The sequence below is a fragment of the Collinsella sp. TM05-38 genome, assembly GCF_003466445.1.
Classification (GTDB): Bacteria; Actinomycetota; Coriobacteriia; order Coriobacteriales; family Coriobacteriaceae; genus Collinsella.
The window spans coordinates 154,291-173,318 of the sequence record NZ_QSPM01000001.1; the positions used below are offsets into that span (position 1 = coordinate 154,291).

Here is a 19,028-nt window from a genome sequence, read left to right on the forward strand (position 1 = left end):
GGCGCATGTGCGCATGTGCCCCGCTCTCTGCGGGTGACTTGTGATTGGGGCGCGGCTCTTCGAGTCTCGCCCCTCGTTGTATTTGGAGGTGTTCCATGGGTAGATTTCCCGATGGATTCTTGTGGGGCGGCGCCATCTCGGCCAATCAGATCGAGGGCGCATGGGATGTGGACGGCAAGGGCGTCTCGGTGCCTGACGTGTGCACGGCCGGTTCGCATAAGGTCGACAAGCGCATCACGCCGACCCTTGAGCCGGACACGTTCTATCCGAGCCACGAGGCGTGCGATTTCTACCATCGCTATCGCGAGGACATCGCGATGCTCGCGGAGATGGGCTTCAAGGCGTTGCGGCTCTCGATTGCGTGGACGCGCGTCTTCCCTACGGGGGAGGAGGCGGAGCCCAACGAGCTCGGTCTGGCGTTCTATGATCGCGTGTTCGACTGCTGCCGCGAGCACGGCATCGAGCCCATCGTGACGCTCAGCCATTATGAGATGCCCTATGCGCTGGCGAGCAAGTACAACGGCTGGGCCGGCCATGAGCTCATCGCGTGCTTCGAGCGCTTTTGCGCCTGCGTGTTCGAGCGCTATCGGGGCAAGGTGCGCTACTGGCTCACGCTGAACGAGATGAATACGGGCATCGGTCGCGGCGGGGCCGTGCTCAACTTGAGCACCGTCCGCGGGTACGAGGGGCCCGTCAACGGCCTGCCCGATAACCCCGCCGAGCGCTTCCAAGCGCTGCACCATATGCTCGTCGCTGCCGCGCGCGTGACGGCTCTGGCCCACGAGCGCTATCCCGAGTACCGCATCGGCTGCATGTCCTCGTTTGCGCTCATGTACCCCTATACCTGCGATCCCGATGACGCGGTGCTCGTGCAGCAGCGCATGCGCGTGGCCAATTGGTTCTGCTCCGATGTTCAGGTGCGAGGATACTATCCCAGCTACATGAGGCGCCACTTTGCCGAGAAGGGCATCGAGGTCGCGATGGAGCCGGACGACGCCGAGACGCTCGCGCGCGGCACGGTCGACTTCGTCACGTTCAGCTACTACATGTCGGTCTGCCTCTCCGCGCATCCCGAGAAGCTCGAGACGACGGGCGGCAACTTCGCCTTCGGCGCAAAGAATCCCTACCTCAAGACGAGCGACTGGGGTTGGCAGGTCGATCCGGTGGGCCTGCGCTGGTCGCTGAATGCCATCTGGGATCGCTATCAGAAGCCCGTCATGCTCGTGGAGAACGGCTTGGGTGCCTACGATACGGTCGAGGAGGACGGTTCCATCCACGACCCGTACCGCATCGAGTATTTGCGCCAGCACATCGAGCAGATGGCCGAGGCGGTGGCCGACGGCGTCGACCTCATGGGTTACACCTCGTGGGGCCCCATCGACTTGGTGAGCGCCTCGACCGGCGAGTTCGCGAAGCGCTACGGTTTCATCTACGTCGATCGCCACGATGACGGAACGGGCACCTTCGAGCGCAGCCGCAAGGACTCGTTCTATTGGTACCAGCGCGTGATCGAGACGAACGGCGAGGATCTCGGCGGGGAGGTCTCCCATGCGTGAGGTGCGGTTGGGCATTTCCCTCTACCCGGAATTCGCCTCTGCCGAGGCGTGCCGAGAATACCTGCGCCTCGCCGCCCGTCACGGCTATCGCGTGCTGTTCGTGGCGCTGCTCGGCGTCCGCGATGAACGCGATGAAGTCACGGCACGTTACCGGGCTTTGACCGACGAGGCGCATGCGCTCGGCTTCGAGGTGTTCTGCGACGTGAACCCTTCGGTGCTTGCGCGATTCGGCGTGAATGCGAGCGTTTTGCGCGGCAAGCTCGATCTGGGATTTCTCCAGGAGATAGGCTGCGATGTCATGCGTCTCGATCTCGGTCTCTCCGAGATGGAGGAGGCGTTTCTCACGCGCAACGAGGCGGGCATCGGGGTGTGCCTCAACGCCTCGGCAAACGCGTGCGACCACATCGGGGCGCTGCTCGCGAGCGGTGGGGAGCCGGCGCGCATCGTAGGCTGCCATAACTACTATCCGCATCGCTACACGGGTCTGACGCTCGAGTATTTTCTGACCTGCTCGCGTCGGTGGAAGGAGCGCGGGCTTCCACTCCAGGCATTCGTGTCATCGCAGGAGCCGGAGGCCTTCGGCCCGTGGCCGGCATGCGACGGTTTGCCTACGCTTGAGATGCATCGCGATCTGCCCGCCGCCGTGCAGGCCCGTCACCTCGTGCAACTCGGCTGCGTGGATGACATCATCGTGGGCAACTGCTTTGCGAGCGAGCGCGAGCTTGCGGCAATCGCTGCGGGCGTCGCAGCCCCGATGGCGTTCACCTTGCATCGCGCTCCCGGTTTGCCGAAGGAGCTTGAGCGGCGCCTGCGCCTCGGCCTGTCGTGTCGTCCCGAGCAAAACGGCTATCTCGTGCGCACCGTCGAGAGCCGGATGGTGAAAGGGGAGGTCGCTCCCTTCAACACGGTCGATATCCGGCGGGGCGATGTGCTCGTGGACAACGACGGTTACGGCCAGTATGCCGGCGAGGTTCAGATTGCGCTCGCGGCCATGGAAAACAGCGGGCGGACGAATGTGGTGGGGTATATCGATGGCGCGGAGCTCATGCTGCTCGACGGCCTGCGTGCGGGCACGCGCTTCACGTTCAATGTGGTCTAACCGTCCGGACTGCGGCGGGGCGGTTAATCGAGTTGCGCGATGCGCCGCCCCGCGCATCTGCTGATTACAATCGCAAGAGACGCACGCTCGTCTCCGCAAGAGCGGGGGCGAGCGTTTGCGTAGAGGTGCCGCGGATCTCGGCGAGCAGGGAGAGCGTGTGGGCGAGCGAGGCTTCCAGCTCTGCGGCGGAGCAGGGGGCATCGAGCCATGCGGGCGCATCCGTCTCCAAGAGCAGTGCGTCTTCCGGCAGTTGGCGCGCGTAGGCGCGCCCGCGCCTGGTCGCGAGCATGCACTCGTTGACCGAGACGAGGCACCCGAGCGCGCGCAGGCGGTTCAAGTCCTCGCCGCTGCCCGAAAACCAGTGGAAGATGCAGGTCGCGTGCGCGGGGAGGCCGTGGCGCTCGAGGATGTCGAGCGCTTCTGTGGCGGCGTGCACGGCATGGATGGACACGACGCGGCCCGCGCGCGGCTGCGCGGCGCAGGCGGCCACGATGCGGTCGAAGGCGCAGAGCTGCGCCGCGCGCGTCGATGCATGGGCGCGCGAGAAGTCGAGCCCGACTTCGCCCACGCAGCCGTCTTCTCGCCGGCAGGGCCCGCCTCGATGCGCCAGGGATGGAGCCCGGAAGCGACACGCACGTTGGGTGCCGCGGCGAAGCGCTCGCACGCTGCCGGGTACTCGGACGGTGCGAGCGTGGCGTCGAGCAGGGCGATACCGCGTTGCCGTACGGCGGCTGCGACTTCTGGGCCGTTCGCCATGTGGCTCAGGTGGCAGTGCATGTCGACGAGGCGATAGCCCCCGCCGGGGGCGCATCCTCGCCGGAAGGATTTGCGTTCCCGCGCACCTCGGACGGAGCGTCCGCCCGCCCGCCTCGCGCGCAGCAGCTCTCGACTATCACGGGCGCCGACCAGATTCTCGTTATGGACGCGGGGCGCATCGTGGGGCGCGGGCGGCACGATGAGCTGCTGCAAAGCTGCCCGCTGTACGCCCGCATGTGGCGTGAGCATCAGGGCGCGGCAGAGGTGCTCACGGACAAAAACGTGGAAGACTGGGCGGCCATCCGCCCCGAGGAGGCGAGGTAGATGTTCGCCATCGTAAAACGCATACTCGACGTGGCGGGAAGTTTCTCGCCTGCGTCGCGACGCAGTCTCATTGTTGGCATGGTGTGCAACGTCCTAAAAGCGTTCTTCATGTCCGGGATGCTTGCCGCGGTGTGGTGGGCGCTCGAGAATCGTGACCATATGGGTGCGGATGTGGCGCTGCAGTGCCTGGGCATCCTGCTGGCGAGCGTGGCGGGCCAGTATATCTTCCAATACCTCGTGGACATCAAGATGGACGCCGAGGGGTTCCACATCTTCCGCGACATGCGCCTGCGCGTGGGCGATCGGCTGAAGGGTGCTCCCATGGGCTATTTCTCCGAGCAGCGCCTTTCCGCCATCACCACCACGCTCACCACGACGCTGCACCAGCTGGAGGAGTTCATGACCATCTGCCTCACCGGTCTTTCGGGTGGCGTGGCGATGGCGGTCATCATGAGCTTGTATTTCATGCTGTTCGCGCCGCCGGTGGCGTTCATCACGTTCGCGGGCATCGCCATGGGGCTTGTGGTGCTCGAATGGCTGCGCCGCCGCTCCACCGCGGTGACGCGCGAGGTAACCGCCGCCCAGGAGGCCATGACCGACAAGGTGATCGAGTACGCCCGCGGGATGGCGGTGCTGCGCACGTTCGCCACGCCCGACGAGGCGCTTGCCGAGGCGAAGGCGTCTTTCGAGCAGAAGCGCCTGGTCGACTACCGTCAGGAGCAGGCGGCCCAGGGAATTCTCAAGCTCTATGCGCTGGTGTTCAATCTGGCGAGCTGCGCGGTGCTGTTCGCGGCGTGCGCCCTGTACCTCACGGGTGGGCTGCCACTCTCGTGGGCGCTCACGCTGCTCGTCGCCGCGTTCATGATCTATGGCGAGCTGATCAGCGCGAACAATAGCGCCTTTCTCACTAAGAAGATAGAGGGCGAGCTCGACCGCGTGGACGAGGTGTGCGCGGTTCCGCGTCAGGACACGACCGACGAGCCTCTTGCGCCGCGAGGTTTCGACCTGGCGATGGACGACGTGTCGTTCGGCTACGACGACCGGCGCGTCATCGACCACGTGACGCTTCGCATCCCCGAGGGCACCTCGTGCGCCATCGTGGGGCCAAGCGGGTCGGGCAAGACCACGCTGGTGAACCTGCTCGCGCGGTTCTGGGACGTCGATGAAGGATTCGTGAGCGTGGGCGGCGCGGACGTGCGTGACGGCACGGCGGAGAGCCTACTTTCGCATATATCCCTGGTGTTCCAGAACGTATACCTGTTCAACGACACGGTGGAGAACAACATACGGTTCGGGCGGCCGGATGCATCGCGCGATGAGGTGGTCGCCACGGCGAAGCGCGCGCGATGCCACGACTTCATCGAGCGCCTTCCGCAAGGTTACGACACGGTGCTGGAAGAGGGCGGAGCCGACCTGTCGGGCGGCGAGCGGCAGCGCATATCCATCGCGCGCGCCATCATGAAGGACGCGCCCATCGTCATCCTGGATGAGGCGACCAGCTCCGTCGACCCCGAGAATGAGCATCTGCTCATGGAGGCGATCGGCGAGCTCACGCGCGGCAAGACGCTCGTCACCATCGCCCACCGCCTGAACACGGTGCGCAACGCCGGCCAGATTCTCGTCGTGGACGCCGGCCACATCGTGCAGCGCGGCACGCACGACGAGTTCATGCGTGAAGACGGGATCTACCACCGCTTCATCCGCATGCGCGAAGAGGCGGCCGACTGGAGGCTGGGGGCGTAAACCGATGAACAAGCAGCGTTCCACGGAATCCTCGGAGGACTATCTGGAGGCCATCCTGCGCATCCGCTCCGAGCGCGGCTCCTGCCACAACGTGGACATAGCGTGCCTGCTGGGCTACTCCAAGACGAGCGTCACCAAGGCGCTGGCGGGCCTGTCCACCGCCGGGCTCGCCGAGTGGATCCTGAAGTTGTCGTACCGGTGCACGTAGTCCGAGAGCTTGGCCCGGAGCTCGCGCATCGTGCCGAACGCCTCGCGGCGGGCGAGCTCGGCCCTCGGTATCCCGTCGGCCGACTCGTCGACGGCGCTGTCGTGGGGGCAGCCCTTGGCCGACAGCGACCTCTCTATGCCGAAGACCTCGAGCATCAGGTCGATCTCGGCGTTGTCGAACTCGCTGCCGCGGTCCGTGTGGAATACCTCGATGCCCGCGCTGCGCCGATATGGGGTAGCGGTCCCCGTTGGCCGCCATGGCCCTCATTTCCGAGCGTATACCGGCGCCGCTCGTCTTAAGATGTCGACCTCCATCCGGAGCCTGCGGTTCTCGCGCTCGAGCTCCAGGATCCGGTTCTGCTCGGGCGTGCGGTTATCGGCGGCGCGCGGCGAGCCGGTCGCGTTTATCGGCTTGACCCGCCTCTCCACGGTGCTCTTGCCGAGGTCGTATTCGTCCATGGCCTCGCGCCTGGGCTTTCCGGCGTTGTGGAGGTCGACTATCTGCCTCTTGAACTCGTCGGTGAAATGCCTCGGTCTGGGGCCGGTCGAGGCCGAGCCCCCGGTCCGGCTGGGATAGCATGTCGCTGCGGGCCATCGTCTTTCCTTTCGTCGAATATCTAGGCGCTGGCCCTCCCTTGCTTCTTGCACCACGACTGTGCGCGTTACCCCCAGCGGGCCCGGATCGAGCGATTCGGGCCCGCTTTTGGGGCCTGCCGGAAGCCCGGTGGTCAAAAAAGGCCAAATATGAGTACTGTTACCAGTTTAGTGGCAGCCACATGGCCTCCAAAATCGGTGCCAGCGGCCAAAAGCGCATCGATTTTCGTCCGTCAGAGTCACGATCGGGCTCCAAACAAGGCGATTTTGCTGATCTGGACCGGAAAATCGCTGCTACTAATTTGGTGACAGTACTCATATTTGGCCTTTTTTGACCACTGCCTCTCGGGCCAGGACAAAAGGGCTGCTCGAATCTTGGGGCGGGTCCATTTTCAACTATCCTCAGCTTGCCAGTTCGAAAATGGACCTGCCGCATGATTGAATCTTTATTTCAACTTTACACCTAGGTTTACAGCTGTCTTGTCAGCTGTAAACCTAGGTGTCATACTAAAGCCCCAAGATTCGCTAAAAGAGAGGGGCCTTGATGGCACAGAGCGCGAACATGGATGCGTCGGAGCTTGCACGCGATATCGCGGCCGGCCTGGCATCGGCAACGACGGCAACGGAGCGCGCGGCATTGGTGCCCGCAGAGCTCGTCGAGGCCATTCAGCAACTTAAAACCCAGCGCGACGCGGTGATCCTGGCGCACTATTACGTGGCGCCCGAGGTCCAGGCTGTGGCCGATTACGTCGGCGACAGCTTCTACCTGGCTAAGCTCGCCAAGAGCCTGCCGCAGCAGACCATCGTGCTGTGCGGCGTAGAGTTTATGGGCGAGAGCGCCAAGCTGCTCAATCCCACTAAGACCGTGCTGCTGCCCGAGCCGGGTGCGGACTGCCCCATGGCTCACATGGTCAAGCGCGAGACGGTCGACGCGGCGCGCGCCGAGTACGGTGACGACCTTGCCGTGGTCTGCTACGTCAACTCGACGGTCGAGATCAAGAGCTGGAGCGACGTGTGCGTCACCAGCTCCAACGCCGTCAAGATCGTGTCCGAGCTGCCGCAACAGCACATCCTGTTCATCCCCGATCAAAACCTGGGCCGTTTCGTAGCCGAGCAGGTGCCGCAAAAGCACGTCATTCTCAACAACGGCTACTGCCCGCGCCACCACATCATCACCGTCGAGCAGATCGTCGATGCGACGGAGGCCCACCCCGACGCGCTCGTGCTGGCGCACCCCGAGTGCAAGGCCGATGTCCTTGCCGAGGCCGACTACATTGGCTCTACCGCCGGCATCATCAAGTACGCTGAGGAGTCGGACGCAAACGAGTTCATCATCGTGACGGTCCGCGGCGTGCTCTACGAGCTCGAGCGCCGCTGTCAGGGCACCGGCAAGAAGTTCTACTTCCCCGCGGTGCAGCCCACCTGCGTCAACATGGATCTCATCACGCTCGAAAAGCTCGTGCGTTGCCTGGAGACGGGCGAGGGCGAGGTGCAGATCGGCGTATCGGACGAGGCCGCCGACCAGGCCAAACTCACGCTCGACCGCATGCTCGAGTACGCGGCGCGCTAGAACAATGTGACATGAGGGACGGTCCCGCATGTCACATTACAAGGGAGAGGATTCCTGTGGAAACCAAACAATACCCCGACATGGAGTGCGACGTCGTCATTGCCGGTTGCGGCGTGGCGGGCCTGTATGCGGCTCTCAATCTGCCGACGAGCACGCGCGTAATCATGCTCTCCAAGGGCGCTGTCGACGAGTGCGATTCGATGCTCGCGCAGGGCGGCATCTGCGTGCTGCCCGAAGGCTCGGACTACGATGCCTTCTTTGAGGACACCATGCACGCCGGCCACTACGAGAACCGCCGCGAGAGCGTTGACATCATGATTCGCTCGAGCCGCTCGGTCATCAACGACCTGCTGGCCATGGGCGTGGACTTTGAGCGCAAGGCCGACGGCAGCCTCGACTTTACCCGCGAGGGCGCGCACAGCCGCTCGCGCATCGCCTTCCACGCCGACATTACGGGCAAGGAGATCACGACCAAGCTGCTCCAGGCCGTGCGCAAGCTGGACAACGTGCAGATTTTGGAGCACGTGGCCATGACCGACATCCTGACGGCCGAGCGCGACGGCGCCACGGTGTGCGGCGGCGTCATCGCCGTTCCCGTGGACGAGGACAACTCGGTTCGTCCCGCCGACGAGCTGGCAAATGCCGCCGAGGGCGTGCATGCCGGCGAGCCGTTTAAGATCCATGCCCGCCATACGCTGTGGGCGACGGGTGGCATTGGCGGCGTGTACGATCACTCCACCAACTACCCGCAGCTCACCGGCGACGCCTGCTACATCGCGCAGGAGCACGGCATCACGATGGAGCATCTGGACTACGTGCAGATTCACCCCACGGGACTGTTCTCGCCGCAGCCGGGCCGTACCTTCCTGATCAGCGAGAGTTGCCGCGGCGAGGGCGCGATTCTGCTTAACGCCGCCGGCGAGCGCTTTACCGACGAGCTGCAGCCGCGCGACGTGGTCGCCGCCGCTATCCGCGAGCAGATGAAGCAGGACGGCACCGAGCACGAGTGGCTGAGCTTTGCCCCCGTCGAGCGCGACGTGGTGACCGGGCACTTCGCCAACATCCGCGCACGCTGCCTTGAGGACGGTCGCGACATCCTGGATGAGCCTATCCCCGTCACGCCCACACAGCACTACTTTATGGGCGGCGTGTGGGTCGACAAGGACGGCCGTACCTCGATGCCCGAGCTCTACGCCGCCGGCGAGACGGCCTGCAACGGCGTTCACGGCAAGAATCGCCTAGCTTCCAACAGCTTGCTCGAATCCCTAGTCTGGGGTCGCCGCGCTGCTTGGCGTATGTGCACCGGCGAGTCGCTTGCCGTGGAGCAGGTGGGCGAGCCCGCGCTCGATGGCCGTCATCGCGCCCTGAGCGCCGACACCCTGGCAATCGATGATCTGGCCCGTGCCGCCGGCACGCAGGCCGTGGAGGAGTAGACCATGAATCCCATTACCATGAAGCTCGTCGTCGATGATCTGATTCTGCAGGCTCTGCGCGAGGACATTACGTTTGAGGACGTGAGCACGGCGAGCGTGTGCCCCACGGCGCGTCCCGCCACGGTGGAGCTCATCGCAAAGGCCGATGGCATCATCGCCGGCTTGGATGTGTTTGCTCGCACCTTTGAGCTGCTGGATTCGCAGAGCTCGGTGCTGCTTGATGTTGCCGACGGTGACGAGGTGCACGCCGGCGACCATGTGGGTCAGGTGCGCGGCGACGCGCGCGTGCTGCTTTCGGGCGAGCGCGTGGCACTCAACTACCTGCAGCGCATGAGCGGCATCGCTACCTACACGCACAGCATGGCCGCAGCGCTCGAGGGAACCAAGACCGTGCTCGTCGACACGCGCAAGACCACGCCGGGCATGCGCGTGTTTGAGAAGGCGGCGGTTGAGATCGGCGGCGGCAGTAACCACCGCTACAACCTGTCGACGGCCGTCATGCTCAAGGACAACCATATCGATGCCGCCGGCGGCGTGACGCGTGCGATCGAGATGGCGCGCGCCCATGCGTCGTTTACCACGACGGTCGAGATTGAGTGCGAGAACCTGGACATGGTACGTGAGGCCGTGGAGGCCGGTGCCGATATCATCATGTTCGACAACATGACCCACGACGACATGGCTGCCGCGATTGAGCTTATCGCCGGCCGCGCCAAGACCGAGTGCTCGGGCAACGTGGACGCGAGCAATATTCGCGCGCTTGCCGACCTGGGCGTCGACTTTATTAGCTCGGGAGCGCTGACGCACTCCGCGCCGATCCTCGACCTCTCGCTCAAGCACCTGCGTCTGTTGGACGGTAAATAATGGACGCCCGCGAGCGTCGCCGTGCCATCATGGCTGTGCTCGAGGGAGCCAAAGAACCTGTCTCGGGCAGTGCACTTGCCCGCGAGGTGGGCGTGAGCCGTCAGGTCGTGGTTCAGGATATTGCCCTGCTGCGTGCCGATGGGCACGACATCGTGGCCACCAATCGCGGCTACGTGCTGCAGGAGGCTCCGAGCAGCCCGGCGGTACCCACGCGCCTGGTCAAGGTGCACCATGGCGTTGAGCAGGCAGGTGACGAGCTCACGAGTATCGTCGACGCGGGCGGCGCCGTGCTCAACGTGATCGTCAACCACCGCGTGTATGGCAAGATCACGGCCGACCTGGACATTCGTAACCGTCGCGATATCGAGCGCTATCTGGAGGGCATTGCCAGCGGCAAGAGTTTCCCGCTGCTGACGGTGACGAGCGGCTACCACTTCCATCGCATCGCGGCGGAAGACGAGCAGACCCTCGACGAGATCGAGGCCATGCTCAAGGAGAAAGGCTACCTCGCAGACCTTATGCCTTACGAGGGCGACCTATCGTAGCCGACGCTGCAAACGCCCCTAAGCGGCAATCTGACGTTCAATCGTCGGTCGCGTACCAAAGTACGCTTCCCTCCTCTTTCACGTCACCTTGCTCGCTTAGGGGCGTTTTCGCTGACTTATGCTCAACCTGCGGCGGTGCCAAATTAGTTATCCGCACAAACAAAATAAGGAGGCCTCCGCGGCGATGCGAAGGCCTCCTTTTTGTACACGGTGTACTTTTGAGTGTGCAAGTGGGGGAGTTGTTACTCCTCGACGATCTCGGTGATCGCGCCAGCGGGGCAAGCGTCCTGGCAAGCGCCACAGGCGACGCAGGAGTCCTCGTCAGCGACGGTAGCGACGTCCTGGAGTTCCAGAACGCCAGCGGGGCAGGAGTCGACGCAAACGCCACAAGCGATGCACTCGTCGGCATCAATTACGGGATGAGCCATGGTAGTTTCCTCTCTGTTGACCGACGCTACAGACGATGCGCGTCGGTTTGATTCGGGCAAAAACATACCACGGGAGCGACCGTTTGCAATACCCTCTGGCCGGCATCTTCATACCGTTCGCCGAGTATGCCGCGGCTTACTAAAAAATGCGCAGGTGGGGTCGCCGAGCTGCGCAAATGTTAGCTAAAGGTGACTCAAAATATTGAGCGATTGGGCAAGTTATCCTGCCATTTGTGGACGGGCTAGAAATGGCATGCGGAGCTCCGGGTCGCAAACCTCAGCCATCTCTACATAGATCTCAATAGATCTGCCGAGAACTCAAACAGTGCATCTACCTGAGCTTTTACGAACCTAAACTCTGAGCAATAAGAAATCTTATATGAATTGACTTAGATTTTGTATATTCCGGCCCATAAGGGGATACACTACATCCTGAAAGACAAGCCGAAGCACCGCGCGACAGACCGCCGAGGCGGCGCAAACGCACAAGAGAGAGGGAATTTCTAATGGGCAAGATTCTTGGTATCGACCTTGGTACTACTAACTCCGCTATGGCCGTCCTCGAGGGCGGTTCTCCGACCATCATCGTGAACGCCGAGGGCGACCGCACCACCCCGTCCGTCGTGGGATTCCGTGCCGACGGCGACCGCGTCGTGGGTAAGGCCGCTAAGAACCAGGCTGTCACCAACCCCAAGAACACCGTGTTCTCCATCAAGCGCTTCATGGGCCGCAAGTACTCCGAGTGCACCTCCGAGCTCAAGACCGTGCCGTATGAGGTTAAGGAGGGCCAGGGCGGCCGTGCCGTCGTCGACATCGAGGGCAAGGATTACACCGCCGAGCAGGTGAGCGCCATGGTGCTCGCAAAGATGAAGGCCGACGCCGAGAAGTATCTGGGCGAGACCGTCACCGACGCCGTCATCACCGTCCCGGCCTACTTCAACGACGCCCAGCGTCAGGCCACCAAGGACGCCGGTAAGATCGCCGGCCTCAACGTCAAGCGTATCGTTAACGAGCCGACCGCTGCTGCTCTGGCCTATGGCCTGGACAAGCAGGGCTCCGACCAGCGCATCCTGGTCTTCGACCTGGGCGGCGGCACCTTCGACGTCTCCATCCTCGACCTCGCCGACGGCGTGTTTGAGGTCCTGTCCACCTCGGGCGACAACCACCTGGGCGGCGACGACTGGGATCAGCGCGTCATCGACTGGATGGCCGACAAGTTCCAGCAGGAGAACGGTGTCGACCTGCGTCAGGACCCCATGGCCCTGCAGCGTCTGAAGGAGGCCGCCGAGAACGCCAAGAAGGAGCTCTCCGCCGCCCAGCAGTCCACCATCAACCTGCCGTTCATCACCATGAACCAGTCCGGCCCGCTGCACCTCAACTACACGCTGACCCGCGCCGAGTTCGAGAAGATCACCCGCGACCTGCTCGAGCGCTGCAAGCAGCCTGTCACCAACGCCCTGCGCGACGCTAAGCTCAAGCTCTCTGATCTGACCGAGGTCATCCTCGTCGGCGGCTCCACCCGTATGCCCGCCGTCCAGGAGCTCGTCAAGACCATGACCGGCAAGCAGCCCAACATGTCCGTGAACCCCGACGAGGTCGTTGCCGACGGCGCTGCCGTCCAGGGTGGCGTGCTCACCGGCGACGTCGAGGGCATCCTGCTGCTCGACGTTACCCCGCTGTCGCTGGGTGTCGAGACCATGGGCGGCATCATGACCAAGATGATCGACCGCAACACCACGATCCCGACCTCCAAGACCGAGGTCTACTCCACCGCTGCCGACAACCAGACCAGCGTCGAGATCAACGTGCTCCAGGGCGAGCGCGAGCTTGCCCGCGACAACAAGTCGCTTGGTAAGTTCCAGCTGACCGGTATCCCGGCCGCCCGCCGCGGCGTGCCGCAGATCGAGGTCACCTTCGACATCGACGCCAACGGCATCGTCAAGGTCTCCGCTAAGGACAAGGGCACCGGCAAGGAGCAGCAGATCACCATCTCCGGCTCTACCGCGCTTTCCGACGACGAAGTCGATCGTATGGTCAAGGACGCCGAGGCTCATGCCGAGGAGGACAAGAAGCAGAAGGAAGAGGTCGAGGTCCGCAACCAGACCGACAGCCTGTGCTACTCCACCGAGCAGACCCTCAACGAGCTGGGCGACAAGGTTTCCGCCGATGTGAAGTCCAAGGCCGAGGCCGCTATCGCCGACGCCAAGAAGGCGCTCGAGGGCTCTGACGTCGAGGCCATCAAGGCCGCTGGCGAGTCCCTGCAGTCCGTGGCCTACGAGCTGGCTCAGGTTGTCTACGCCGACGCTCAGCAGCAGACCGACGGTGCCGCCGGCGCCCAGACCGACGACGATGTGGTCGACGCCGACTACGAGGTTGTAGACGACGAGGACAAGTAATCATGTCCGCCCGTAAAGCTCGCACGGAGGCGGCTGCCACCAGCGCCGCCCCCGTTGACTCTGAGGAGAAGGACGTGAAGATTCCCGTAGAGGCCGTAGACGATACCGAGGCCAACGAGGCCCCGGCCGCCGAGGCTGCCGAGAACCAGGTAGAGGATTCCAACAAGGAGGCGACGATGACCGAGGACGAGATGGTGGAAGCCGCTATCCGCGCCGGTGAGGAAGCCGCCGACAACGACTTTAAGTTCAAGTTCGAGCAGGCCCAGAAGGAGCTTGCCGACGTTCGTCATGAGCTCGATGCTGCGGCAGAGGCTCAGAAGGCCGCCGAGGACAAGGCAAAGGACGCCACCGAGCGCACCGCCCGTCTGCAGGCCGACTGGGAGAACTTCCGTCGTCGCACCGCCAACGAGCGCATCGCCGAGCGCGAGCGTGCGACCGAGAAGCTCGTCACCGCGCTGCTGCCGGTAGTCGACGATATCGAGCGTGCGATCGACCATGCCCGCAGCCAGGAGCTTGCCGACGACTTTAAGCAGTTCGTCGACGGCGTCGATGCGGTGCATGCCAAGCTGCTCGATGTGTTTGCGCACGAGGGCGTTGAGCCCATCGACCCCAAGGGCGAGGCGTTCGATCCGCTCGAGCACCAGGCCGTGGGTCGCGTCGAGGACGCGTCGCAGTACGACGAGACCGTCAACGACGTGTACCAGAAGGGCTACCGCATGGCGGATCGCATCCTGCGCTCCGCGATGGTGACGGTGACCTACGGTGGCGAGAAGCGCCCCGCACCGAAGCCCGAAGCGGCGCCCGAGGATGCTGCGGCCGACACGGCCGAGAGCACCGAGGAGTAATTGAGAAGGGCCCCGGGGCAACACCCGGGGCCCTTTCTGGCCTAGTGCCATATGACAGTATGAGCCGCCGCCCGTTGGACGGTGGATGAAACAGGAGAGGAGCTACGATGGCTGCAGGCAAAACCTTCTATGACATCCTGGGCGTATCCAAGAGCGCCTCCGACAAAGAGATCAAGAGCGCGTTTCGCAAGCTCGCGCAAAAATATCACCCCGATGCCGGCGGCGACGAGGCCAAGTTCAAGGAGATCAGCGAGGCCTACGAGACGCTTTCGGACGAGAAGAAGCGCAAAGAGTACGACCAGATGCTCATGTTCGGCGGCATGCCGGGCGCGGGCGGCGCGTATAGCGGTGGCTACGGCGCCGGTGCCGGCGCGAGCGGCTGGGGTGATATCTTCGACAGCATCTTTAGCGGCAACGGCGCCTGGGGCAGCGATTGGGGCTCGGGCTTTGCCGGGGCCGCGGGTAATGCCGGTGCCGGCGCGGGCCGCAGTCGCGCGCGCAAGGGCGGTGACCTGTCGCTGACTGTCGACGTAACGGCCGAGGACGCATTCCGCGGCGTGACGCACAAGGTCACCTACCGCATTCCCTCGACGGGCGAGCAGCAGACCATCACGGTCTCGGTGCCTGCGGGTGCCGTGGATGGCGGCAAGCTGCGCTACAAGCGTCGCGGCGAGTACGGCGTCGCCGGTGGCGAGCGCGGCGACCTGGTCGTGACCACGCACGTGGAGGAGCACCCGCTGTTTAAGCGCAAGGGCGCCGATGTGACCATGGAGGTGCCGATTTCGGTCTACGAGGCGGCACTCGGCTGCACGGTGGACGTGCCCACGCCCGGTGGCGCGACGGTTCGTCTGAAGGTGCCCGCGGGTACCCAGACGGGCAAGAAGTTCCGCTTTAAGGAAATGGGCGCGCCCGACGTTAAGCACCGCGGCCGCACGGGTGCGCTGCTCGTCGAGATCAGGGTGCAGGTTCCCACGAACCTATCCGATGACGAGCGCGACGCGATGACCAAACTGCGCGAGGCCGACACGCGCGACTATCGCGAGAAGGTCAACCGTTACAAGGCGACGTACTAGGGCGCCTGTGTGCCCGCCCGCGTCCGCGGGCTTATGATGTAGACGTGCGAAACGGAAAGGGGTCAGGTAGCATGGCCGAGGACAATAGGAACAAACCGCTGTACATGATCAGCGTGGCGGCTGAGCTGACCGGCATGCACCCGCAGACTCTGCGCGTCTACGAGTCCAAGGGCCTGGTGAACCCCCAGCGCTCGGGCGGCAACACGCGCCTGTATTCGCGTGCCGATATCGAGCGCCTGGAGCTCATCAACCAGCTGACCGATGAGGGCATCAACCTTGCCGGCGTGGTGCGCATTCTCGATATGAAGGAGCGTGCCGAGGAGCGCGAGCGCGAAAACGAGAAGCTCCGCGCCCGCGTGCGCCAGCTCGAGGACGAGCTGCACGAGTACAAGATGCAGAAGAAGATCACCGCACTGGCCCCGCGCGATGGCTCGGTCAACCCCGAGCAAGTCATGCGCAAGTTACTGGGCACGGGCGGCGACCTGTAGTTCCGCCGGCGCCGCCGGGCACTCATTGGGGACGTACTTAAATGAGTGCCCACAGAATGAGAGTGGATAATCTCCCGTTTTTGGCCTTTGTGCAGGCTCAAAGTGGGAGATTATCCACTCTCGCCATTTCGGCACTTGGGGACGTTCCTTTTCTGCCGGCACTTGGGGACGTTCCTTTTCTGCCGGCACTTGGGGACATTCCGTGCGCCAAACCCGTCTTCCCGCCCCCCGGCTCGCCTTATGCTTTACTGAGATAAAGTGAACGTGTAGATTCGTAACCCACTTGCAACCGTTCTATGGCACGATATTGAACGAATGTATGCTATGCGCTCAAATTTTTGGGCAGAGTGGGAGACAGTATGGTCAAGCTGTACGAGGACGGCATCTACCTGCGCGGCGGCAGCGAGGTTGTGCCTGCGGCCGAGGCTGCCGAGCGCGGTATTACGCAGACGCCCGAGGATGCCAAGCGCGGCACCATCGCGTATTCGATCCTTCAGGCACATAACACGTCGGGCGACCCCGAGGCGCTCAAGATTCGCTTCGATGCCATGGCGAGCCACGACATCACCTTTGTCGGCATTATCCAGACGGCGCGCGCCTCGGGCATGGAGCAGTTCCCGCTGCCCTACGTGCTCACCAACTGCCACAATTCGCTGTGCGCCGTGGGCGGCACCATCAACGAGGACGACCACGTCTTTGGCCTCTCGGCTGCCAAGAAGTACGGCGGCATTTTCGTCCCGCCACATATCGCCGTCATCCACTCCTTTATGCGTGAGAACTTCGCCGGCTGCGGCAAGATGATCCTGGGCTCCGACTCGCACACCCGCTACGGCGCCCTGGGCACCATGGCCGTGGGCGAGGGCGGCGGCGAGCTGGCTAAGCAGCTGCTGCGTGACACCTACGACGTTGCCTATCCCGGCGTCGTCGCCATCTACCTCACGGGCGCCCCGCGTCCCGGCGTCGGCCCGCACGACGTGGCGCTCGCCATCATCCGCGCCGTCTTTGCTAAGGGCTACGTCAAGAACAAGGTCATGGAGTTCGTGGGCCCGGGTATCGCGAGCATGACGACCGACTACCGCAACGGCGTCGACGTCATGACCACCGAGACCACCTGCCTGTCGAGCATCTGGGCCACCGACGAGGACACGCACGCGTTTTTGACCATGCACGGCCGTGGCGACGACTATCGCGAGCTCAAGCCCGCCGATGTCGCCTACTATGACGGCTGCGTCGAGGTCGACCTGTCGAGTATCAAGCCCATGATCGCCCTGCCGTTCCATCCTTCCAACGGCTTTGAGATCGACGAGCTCAACGAGAACCTCGAGGACATCCTCCACGAGGTGGAGCTCGAGGCCGCCAAGATCGGCGAGGGCAAGACGCACTTTAGCCTGCTCGACAAGATCATCGACGGCAAACTGCACGTGCAGCAGGGCGTTATCGCCGGCTGCTCGGGTGGCAACTACGACTCCGTGGTGCAGGCTGCCCGCGTGCTCAAGGGCGCCAATACCGGCTGCGGCGAGTTCTCGCTGTCGGTCTATCCCACAAGCCAGCCCGTGGCGCTCGAACTTACGCGCCGTGGCTATATCTACGACCTCATGGAGGCCGGCGCGATTGTGCGCACGGCGTTCTGCGGCCCGTGCTTCGGCGCCGGCGACACGCCTGCCAACAACGGGCTGTCCATCCGCCACACCACGCGCAACTTCCCCAACCGCGAGGGTTCCAAGCCGGGCAATGGCCAGCTGAGTGCCGTGGCCCTGATGGACGCCCGCTCCATTGCGGCGACCGCGGCCAACGGCGGCGTGCTCACCCCGGCGACCGATCTGCCCGAGGAGACTTGGGACGAGGCCTGCGAGTACACCTTCGACGACGCTCCCTACAAGAAGCGCGTATACTGGGGCTTTGGCAAGGCCGAGCCTGCAGATGAGCTGGTCGAGGGTCCCAATATCAAGCCGTGGCCTGCGATGGAGCCGCTCGGCGACGACATTCTGCTCAAGGTGTGCTCCAAGATCATGGACCCGGTCACCACGACCGACGAGCTCATTCCCTCGGGCGAGACGAGCTCCTTCCGCTCCAACCCGCTGGGCCTGGCCGAGTTTACGCTCAGCCGCCGCGACCCTGCCTACGTGGGCCGCTCCAAGGAGGTTGACGCTGTGGAGAAGCGTCGCGTTGCCGGCGAGTCCGCGGGTGACCTGTCGGTGCTCGATGTCGAGCTTGCCGGTGTGTTTGAGGCGCTGGCCGGCGCGGGTGTCGCGGCCGATGCCAAGGCGACCGAGTTCGGTTCCATGATTTACGCCAAGAAGCCCGGCGACGGCAGCGCCCGCGAGCAGGCCGCGAGCTGCCAGCGCGTGATCGGCGGTCTGGCCAACATCGTCCACGAGTACGCCACCAAGCGCTATCGCTCCAACGTGATGAACTGGGGCATGGTGCCCTTCCAGATGGAGACGGAACCCAACTTTGAGGTGGGCGACTACGTCTTTGTGCCGGGTATCCGCGCCGCGCTCGATGGCGACCTGAAGAACATCGCCGCCTACGTGGTGCGCGCCGACGGTGCGGTCGAGCAGATTGAGCTCTACATTGCCGATATGACGGCGGAGGAGCGTGCCATCGTCAAGGCCGGCTGTCTGATCAACTACAACAAGTTCAAGGCCGCTGCCGAGTAACGTTGCTGTGCGCCCCGGACACACCTTTCCCTCGTGCTCACGCGCTTCGCGAGGGCCGCCCGAGGGAAAGGTGTGTCCGGGGCTACCGCGACGCTCTCGTTGGGTCTTGAGGGACGCTAATAAATAGACTTGCTTGATGCCGCCCCTGTTATCGGGGCGGCTTCTTTTTGTCGAAGCACCGCATTGGGGACGGGCGCCTTGGTGGTGTCCGAGGTTTATCTCAATCTGTAACAGGTGGACCTCTATTTGCCGAGTAGTTGTTACAGATTTAGATAAACGGGAGCTGCTGAACATTTCATCTCAATCTGTAACATCTGAGGTCCAAAACGGCAGCTAGATGTTATGGATCGAGACAGTTGAGCGCCAGAGTCGAAAACCACCACAAAAGGGCCTGTCCCTTTCGTGGTGGTGGGGAGTGGACGGTTTCTTTTGGTGATAGTGTTAGCT

At 63.6% G+C, this 19,028-nt stretch carries 18 protein-coding genes; 14 read left to right on the forward strand and 4 right to left on the reverse strand.

The genetic code is table 11. The features are described from left to right. Positions 1-95: 95 nt before the first annotated feature. Together DXD49_RS00650 and DXD49_RS00655 are read left to right on the forward strand one after the other, a co-directional pair. On the forward strand, positions 96-1,556 hold the full coding sequence (locus DXD49_RS00650; protein ID WP_117793936.1) for a glycoside hydrolase family 1 protein: 1,461 nt from the start codon (positions 96-98) through the stop codon (positions 1,554-1,556). Then, the gene (locus tag DXD49_RS00655; protein ID WP_117742909.1) at positions 1,549-2,655 is read left to right on the forward strand and encodes a DUF871 domain-containing protein; all 1,107 of its coding nucleotides are present in this window, start codon (positions 1,549-1,551) and stop codon (positions 2,653-2,655) included. The genes DXD49_RS00650 and DXD49_RS00655 overlap by 8 nt, the downstream gene beginning before the upstream one ends. A 64-nt stretch (positions 2,656-2,719) precedes the next feature. Here the strand turns inward: DXD49_RS00655 and DXD49_RS00660 are convergent, their stop codons facing one another. Next, positions 2,720-3,223: a TatD family hydrolase gene (locus tag DXD49_RS00660; protein ID WP_158553122.1), complete on the reverse strand. Its 504-nt coding sequence runs from the start codon at positions 3,221-3,223 to the stop codon at positions 2,720-2,722. A gap of 44 nt (positions 3,224-3,267) precedes the next feature. On the opposite strand from DXD49_RS00660, the gene DXD49_RS10000 reads away from it, so the two are divergent. The 3 genes from DXD49_RS10000 to DXD49_RS00675 are packed head-to-tail and all read left to right on the forward strand — an operon-like array spanning position 3,268 to position 5,686. Then, positions 3,268-3,735 carry a hypothetical protein gene (locus DXD49_RS10000; RefSeq protein WP_158553121.1) on the forward strand — a complete coding sequence of 156 codons (468 nt, stop codon included), beginning with the start codon at positions 3,268-3,270 and terminating at the stop codon, positions 3,733-3,735. Further along, positions 3,736-5,478, forward strand: coding sequence for an ABC transporter ATP-binding protein (locus DXD49_RS00670; protein ID WP_117742907.1), 1,743 nt, complete (start codon positions 3,736-3,738; stop codon positions 5,476-5,478). A 4-nt stretch (positions 5,479-5,482) separates the two neighbouring features. Continuing rightward, on the forward strand, positions 5,483-5,686 hold the full coding sequence (locus DXD49_RS00675) for a hypothetical protein (protein WP_117742906.1): 204 nt from the start codon (positions 5,483-5,485) through the stop codon (positions 5,684-5,686). Here DXD49_RS00675 and DXD49_RS09830 read toward each other — a convergent pair. Further along, positions 5,593-5,841, reverse strand: a complete 249-nt coding sequence (locus tag DXD49_RS09830; RefSeq protein WP_233505056.1) for an integrase core domain-containing protein — start codon at positions 5,839-5,841, stop codon at positions 5,593-5,595. The genes DXD49_RS00675 and DXD49_RS09830 overlap by 94 nt on opposite strands. 108 nt (positions 5,842-5,949) lie before the next feature. Continuing rightward, positions 5,950-6,144 carry a hypothetical protein gene (locus DXD49_RS09835; RefSeq protein ID WP_233505055.1) on the reverse strand — a complete coding sequence of 65 codons (195 nt, stop codon included), beginning with the start codon at positions 6,142-6,144 and terminating at the stop codon, positions 5,950-5,952. Between the two features lie 679 nt (positions 6,145-6,823). Here DXD49_RS09835 and nadA point away from each other — a divergent pair. From nadA to DXD49_RS00700, 4 genes are read left to right on the forward strand one after another with little or no spacing between them, the layout of a single operon-like run. Next, a complete protein-coding gene (nadA, locus tag DXD49_RS00685) occupies positions 6,824-7,849 on the forward strand; it encodes a quinolinate synthase NadA (RefSeq protein WP_117793937.1) in 1,026 nt (341 codons plus the stop codon). 56 nt (positions 7,850-7,905) lie between these two features. Beyond that, positions 7,906-9,282 (forward strand): L-aspartate oxidase, encoded by a 1,377-nt coding sequence (locus tag DXD49_RS00690; protein ID WP_233505207.1) that lies wholly within the window; start codon positions 7,906-7,908, stop codon positions 9,280-9,282. 3 nt (positions 9,283-9,285) lie between these two features. Beyond that, a complete protein-coding gene (nadC, locus tag DXD49_RS00695; RefSeq protein ID WP_117793939.1) occupies positions 9,286-10,146 on the forward strand; it encodes a carboxylating nicotinate-nucleotide diphosphorylase in 861 nt (286 codons plus the stop codon). Then, positions 10,146-10,691 (forward strand): transcription repressor NadR, encoded by a 546-nt coding sequence (locus tag DXD49_RS00700; protein ID WP_117793940.1) that lies wholly within the window; start codon positions 10,146-10,148, stop codon positions 10,689-10,691. Before nadC ends, DXD49_RS00700 begins: the two co-directional genes overlap by 1 nt. Positions 10,692-10,933: 242 nt before the next feature. On the opposite strand, the gene DXD49_RS00705 is transcribed toward DXD49_RS00700, so the two are convergent. Further along, the gene (locus tag DXD49_RS00705) at positions 10,934-11,119 is read right to left on the reverse strand and encodes a DUF362 domain-containing protein (protein ID WP_006235216.1); all 186 of its coding nucleotides are present in this window, start codon (positions 11,117-11,119) and stop codon (positions 10,934-10,936) included. A 506-nt stretch (positions 11,120-11,625) separates the two neighbouring features. Here DXD49_RS00705 and dnaK point away from each other — a divergent pair. The 5 genes from dnaK (at position 11,626) to DXD49_RS00730 (ending at position 18,581) form a co-directional block, all read left to right on the forward strand. Further along, positions 11,626-13,515, forward strand: a complete 1,890-nt coding sequence (dnaK, locus tag DXD49_RS00710) for a molecular chaperone DnaK (RefSeq protein WP_117793941.1) — start codon at positions 11,626-11,628, stop codon at positions 13,513-13,515. 2 nt (positions 13,516-13,517) lie between these two features. Further along, a complete protein-coding gene (locus tag DXD49_RS00715; RefSeq protein WP_117793942.1) occupies positions 13,518-14,360 on the forward strand; it encodes a nucleotide exchange factor GrpE in 843 nt (280 codons plus the stop codon). A 107-nt stretch (positions 14,361-14,467) separates the two neighbouring features. Continuing rightward, on the forward strand, positions 14,468-15,433 hold the full coding sequence (locus DXD49_RS00720) for a DnaJ C-terminal domain-containing protein (RefSeq protein ID WP_117735383.1): 966 nt from the start codon (positions 14,468-14,470) through the stop codon (positions 15,431-15,433). A gap of 71 nt (positions 15,434-15,504) precedes the next feature. After that, positions 15,505-15,921 (forward strand): heat shock protein transcriptional repressor HspR, encoded by a 417-nt coding sequence (locus DXD49_RS00725; protein WP_055250809.1) that lies wholly within the window; start codon positions 15,505-15,507, stop codon positions 15,919-15,921. A gap of 359 nt (positions 15,922-16,280) precedes the next feature. Next, positions 16,281-18,581: a hydratase gene (locus tag DXD49_RS00730; RefSeq protein WP_117742899.1), complete on the forward strand. Its 2,301-nt coding sequence runs from the start codon at positions 16,281-16,283 to the stop codon at positions 18,579-18,581. The last annotated feature ends 447 nt before the right edge of the window (positions 18,582-19,028 follow it).